Annotated in this window: 3 protein-coding genes; 1 reads left to right on the top strand and 2 read right to left on the bottom strand. The window is 60.9% G+C overall.

Annotation, left to right across the window (positions count from 1 at the left end; all coding sequences use genetic code 11):
• Positions 1 to 36 precede the first annotated feature (36 nt).
• A complete protein-coding gene (locus tag EQV97_RS15030) occupies positions 37 to 2,514 on the top strand; it encodes a TonB-dependent siderophore receptor (protein ID WP_240889172.1) in 2,478 nt (825 codons plus the stop codon).
• Positions 2,515 to 2,707: 193 nt separating this feature from the next.
• On the opposite strand, the gene EQV97_RS15035 is transcribed toward EQV97_RS15030, so the two are convergent.
• Both EQV97_RS15035 and EQV97_RS15040 read right to left on the bottom strand, forming a co-directional pair.
• Positions 2,708 to 3,055: a DUF6124 family protein gene (locus EQV97_RS15035; protein ID WP_240889173.1), complete on the bottom strand. Its 348-nt coding sequence runs from the start codon at positions 3,053 to 3,055 to the stop codon at positions 2,708 to 2,710.
• A gap of 503 nt (positions 3,056 to 3,558) precedes the next feature.
• Positions 3,559 to 4,515 carry an alpha/beta hydrolase gene (locus EQV97_RS15040; protein WP_240889174.1) on the bottom strand — a complete coding sequence of 319 codons (957 nt, stop codon included), beginning with the start codon at positions 4,513 to 4,515 and terminating at the stop codon, positions 3,559 to 3,561.
• Between the last annotated feature and the right edge of the window lie 195 nt (positions 4,516 to 4,710).

The following is a 4,710-nucleotide window of genomic DNA, read 5'->3' on the forward strand; positions in this document are numbered from 1 at the left end:
AATCTGTACAACATTCCTCAGGAGCTCAGGTAAGTAATGCGACCTCTCACCCGCCGCACACCTCTCGCACTGGCCATACAGCGCCCGACGCTGCATCGCAGCCTGTTTACCAGCGTACTGCTGACCGCCACCTTGCTGGGGAGCTCGATGGCCAATGCGGCACCTGTAAAAGTGAGTATCCCGGTGCAGCCGCTGTCCAGCGCGCTGACCCAGTTGGGCATGCAGACCAACCTGCAGATCCTCTACAGCCCTGACCAGGTCGCCGGGATCAAGTCCCGCGCCGTCTCCGGTTCGCTGGAGCCGTCCCAAGCCCTGGCGGAACTGCTCAAGGGCAGCGGCATCTCTTTCCAGATCAACGGCAACACCGTGACGCTGGTGTCCGGTGGCAGCTCGAGCCTGCAACTGGGCGCTACCACCATTTCCGGCCAGGCGCTGGGCCTGACCACCGAAGACACCGGCTCCTACACCACCGGTGCAACGACCACGGCGACCAAGCTGCCATTGACCCTGCGCGAGACCCCACAATCGGTGACCGTGGTGACTCGCCAGCAGATGGATGATCGCGGCGCGCAGAGCGTCGGCGACGTGCTGCGCAACACCCCCGGGGTGACCACGCAAAAGTACGACAGTGACCGTACCGAGTTCTCCGCCCGTGGCTTTGCGATCACCAACTTCCAGTACGATGGCGTCAACCAGCCGTACGACGGTGTCTACGGCGAAAACCCCAACAACAGCGACGACTCGGCCAGCCTCGATCGCGTCGAAGTCATCAAGGGTGCTACCGGCCTGATGACCGGCGCGGGCGACCCGTCTGCCACCGTCAACCTGGTGCGCAAGAAGCCGACCAAGGATTTCAAGGCATCGGTCAGCGCCACCGCCGGCTCTTGGGACAACTACCGCACCGAAGGTGACATTTCCGGCTCGTTGAACGACTCCGGCACTGTGCGCGGGCGCTTCGTCGGCGCTCTTCAGGACAAAGATTCCTACATCGACCACTACAGCCAGAAGAAAGACCTGTTCTACGGCATCCTCGAAGCCGACCTGACCGACGATACCCTGCTGACGCTAGGCGTCGACAAGTCCAGCGCGACGCCGCGCGGCAGTTCCTGGACCGGTAATGCGCCCTACTTCACCGATGGCGGCCGCACCGATTTCTCCCGCAGTTTCAACCCGGGCGCAGACTGGAGCCGTCGTGATTTCGACAGCGTCACCTACTTCGCCTCGCTGGAACAGGCGCTGGCCAATGACTGGAAATTCAAAGCCAGCTTCGACCAGAAAACCACTGATCACGACACTCAACTGGCCTCTGCCAGCGGTGGCTACGCCGACCGGGCCACGGGCGAAGGTAACTTTCTGTACTGGGGGCGCTGGGAAGGCCATCGCGTGCAGAACACCGCTGACGTGAGCGTTTCCGGGCCTTTTACCCTGGGTGGCCGCGAGCATGAATTGGTTGCCGGCTTCATGGCATCACACTCGCGCCAGACCGGGGCAACCTACGACACCAGTGCCTTTGAACTGGTCCCGGGCAGCATCTACGACTGGAACGGCACCCTGCCCAAGCAGGAGTTTCCGAAGAACGGCAAGTACGAACGCACCCAAAGCCAAAACGGCCTGTACCTGGCCACCCGCCTGCGGCCGACCGACGACCTGTCGTTCATCCTCGGCAGCCGCCTGAGCACGTTCAAGTACAACGAAGATTACTCCTACTACCCAGGTGGCAGCCTGACCGACACCCATGCCAGCTACAAGGAACACGGGGTCGTCACGCCCTACGCCGGTGTGGTCTACGACCTGAACGAGACCTACTCGGTCTACGGCAGCTACACCAAGATCTACCAGCCGCAGATCAACAAGGACATTAACGGTTCGACCCTGGCACCGGTTGAAGGCGACAGCTACGAAACCGGTCTGAAAGCCGCCTACCTCGACGGTCAACTGAACGCCAGCCTGGCCTTCTTCCGCATCGAGCAGGATAACGTCGCGCAATCGATCGGTACCGATCTGAACACCGGCGATGGCATCTTCGAAGCCACCGACGGCGCCACCACCAATGGCGTGGAACTGGAAATGGCCGGCGAACTGGCCCCGGACTGGAACGTTTCGGCCGGCTACACCTACGCCCGCACCCGCGACAAGGATCATCAGCGCATCTACGGTTTCCCGCTGGCCACCAGCAAGCCGGAACACGTGATCCGCACGTTCACCACCTACCGCCTGCCCGGCGCGCTTAACCAGGTCACCGTCGGCGGTGGCATCAGCTGGCAGAGCGCGTTCTACGGCCAGAGCTACAGCCCGGACGTGGGCGGCGGCGAAGGCGGCGAGACCTCACTCAAGCAAGGCGGCTACACCCTCGTCGACTTGATGACCCGCTACAACTACGACGATCACCTGAGCTTCACCGTCAATGCCAACAATGTCTTCGACAAGAAGTACCTGTCGGGCCTTGGCAACTTCGGCACCACGTTCTACGGCGAACCGCGCAACCTGCAGCTGACCGCGAAGTATGATTTCTGAGCGATAGGCTGAAATGAAAATGCCCGCTTCTTTCGACGCGGGCATTTTTTTTGGAAGAAGGTTGAACGGCAAGATCAAAAGATCGCAGCCTTCGGCAGCTCCTACAGGTGTACCCACCATCCCGTAGGAGCTGCCGAAGGCTCGGGCCGCGTTCGGACGATATTTTGACTTTAATAGCTTTGACCGTCAGCAGCTACTCAGAACATCCAAGCTGATCCAGCGCCCGATTCACCGCCAATTCCCCCAGCATGATCACCTGCGCAATACCCAACAAGGCATTGCGCGAACTGCCCTCCAGTTGATCCACCAAATCGGTGGCCATGACATTGGCCGACGCCAGCGACTCGCAGGCATAGGCCAGCAAGGTTTCGGTGTCGAACTCGGGGTTGACGGTGAACAGCGTGCAGAGTTTGCGCGGGGTGGCTTTGATGTCGGCAATCGAGGGCCGGGGTGCGGCTGTTTGGTGGGGGCCGGGTGAATCGGAATTATCAGGGGCGGTTGTCGGATCAGTGTCCGGCGGGTTGGGCGTTACTTTGAACATAGATGAAACTCCTAATGCGAATACAAAAAGGAGCCATCACCCTCGCTACCAAACGATGGGTGGCGGCCATACGCGGGTTGGTAGACCGGTCGCATTAGGAACCCGGCGCCCCCGAAGGAGCCCTGCGCATGGCCACCATAAAACGGAGTCCGGATAGATCGACTGCGTAAGGTGACGCTATGCGCCTAAAACGAAACGGGCTACCAAACCCGGTCACTGTATTCCAGTGACCACGCAACGATAGAGCCCGCACCCAAGGCGCACAAGTCGGCGGATTCTGACGTACCTGTAGGCAATGGCGCAAGGCGTTGTAGCCTGCAGGAAGTAATCATGGGCACGATTAAACACACAGCATCAATCGCTGTTTAAAGAACAAAACTCTATTGGGTTGTGTCCTCAAGACATACGAAATTTTGCCCGCGATGACACTCGTCGCCGCACCACACAAACTTGCCCGGAGAATCAATCCCCGTTTGAGGGGTCGCGAGTGTTGAAGCTGCAGCTCACAATCTTGCCCGCACCCACCCCGCCACTTGCGCGTGAATCCCTTCCACTTCGCTCAACAACCCGCCCATGCGCATGAAGTCATGGGTCATCCCCGGTTGTTCCAGCAGCGTCATTTCATTTCCCGCCTCGCGCAGTCGTTCGGCGTATGCCAGCCCTTCGTCGTGCAACGGATCGTGCCCGGCCAGGTACACGAGTGCCGGTGCGAGTCCTGCCAGGTCTTGTGCCAGTAATGGCGAGCAGCGCCAGTCAGCGAGGTCGTCGGGGGTGCGGCTGTAGTGGCTGTAGAACCAGTCCAGTGTTGCGGTTTCGAGCAGGTAGCCTTCGGCGAAATCCCGGTGGGAGGGGCGTTTGGTGGTGGCGTCGGTGACGGGGTAGACCAGTACCTGGGCCTTGGGTTTGAGTTGCAGTTCTGCGGGGGTTTGTATCGCGATAATCGAGAGGACGGTGGCCAGGGTTGCACCGACGCTGTCGCCGGCCAAGGCTGCGCGGGTGGCGTCCAGGCCCTGGGCGGCGCCTTCTCGGGCCAGCCAGTTGGCGGCATCGCAGGCGTCCTGGATCGGGGTTGGGAATTGCCATTCAGGGGCCAGGCGGTAATCGACCGTCAGGAGGTCGAAGCCGCCTTGGGCAACCAGGCGCCGGCACAGGGCGTCGTGGGAGTCGAGGCTGCCGACGACGTAGCCGCCGCCGTGGAAGTACAGGATGACGGGTTGCAAGCCTTCGACCGGGTTGGCGTCGCGGTACAGGCGGGCCGGAAGGTTGTGGCCGTCTCTTGCGGGGAGGGTGAAGTGTTCGCAGTTGATGTGGGTCAGTGGGGTGTCGAGGAAGCTTGAGGAGGCTTCGAAATCGCTGCGAGCCTGTTCCGGGGTGAGGTCGTGCATGGGACGGCTTTTGCCGGTGAGACGGCCGAATTCGGCGAGTTCGAGGAAGGCTTCAAGTTCAGGCAGGACGGGCATGGGGGTATCCTTCTACACAATAATCGGTGGGGAACGCGCAATGTTGGAAACACCGGTATTCCCGTAGGAGCTGCCGCAGGCTGCGATCTTTTGGCGGTGTTCGATGCACCGATAAGATCAAAAGATCGCAGCCTGCGGCAGCTCCTACAGGGGGCCGTGTTGTCAGACGAAGGCCAGGGTGCGCTCCACGTGTCG

Source organism: Pseudomonas sp. TMW22090 (genome assembly GCF_022496665.1).
Lineage (GTDB): Bacteria > Pseudomonadota > Gammaproteobacteria > Pseudomonadales > Pseudomonadaceae > Aquipseudomonas > Aquipseudomonas gregormendelii.

Coding starts and splice junctions, on each gene's coding strand:
- EQV97_RS15030 (WP_240889172.1), top strand. CDS start 37: ATGCGACCTCTCACCCGCCGCACACCTCTCGCACTGGCCATACAGCGC.
- EQV97_RS15035 (WP_240889173.1), bottom strand. CDS start 3,055: ATGTTCAAAGTAACGCCCAACCCGCCGGACACTGATCCGACAACCGCC.
- EQV97_RS15040 (WP_240889174.1), bottom strand. CDS start 4,515: ATGCCCGTCCTGCCTGAACTTGAAGCCTTCCTCGAACTCGCCGAATTC.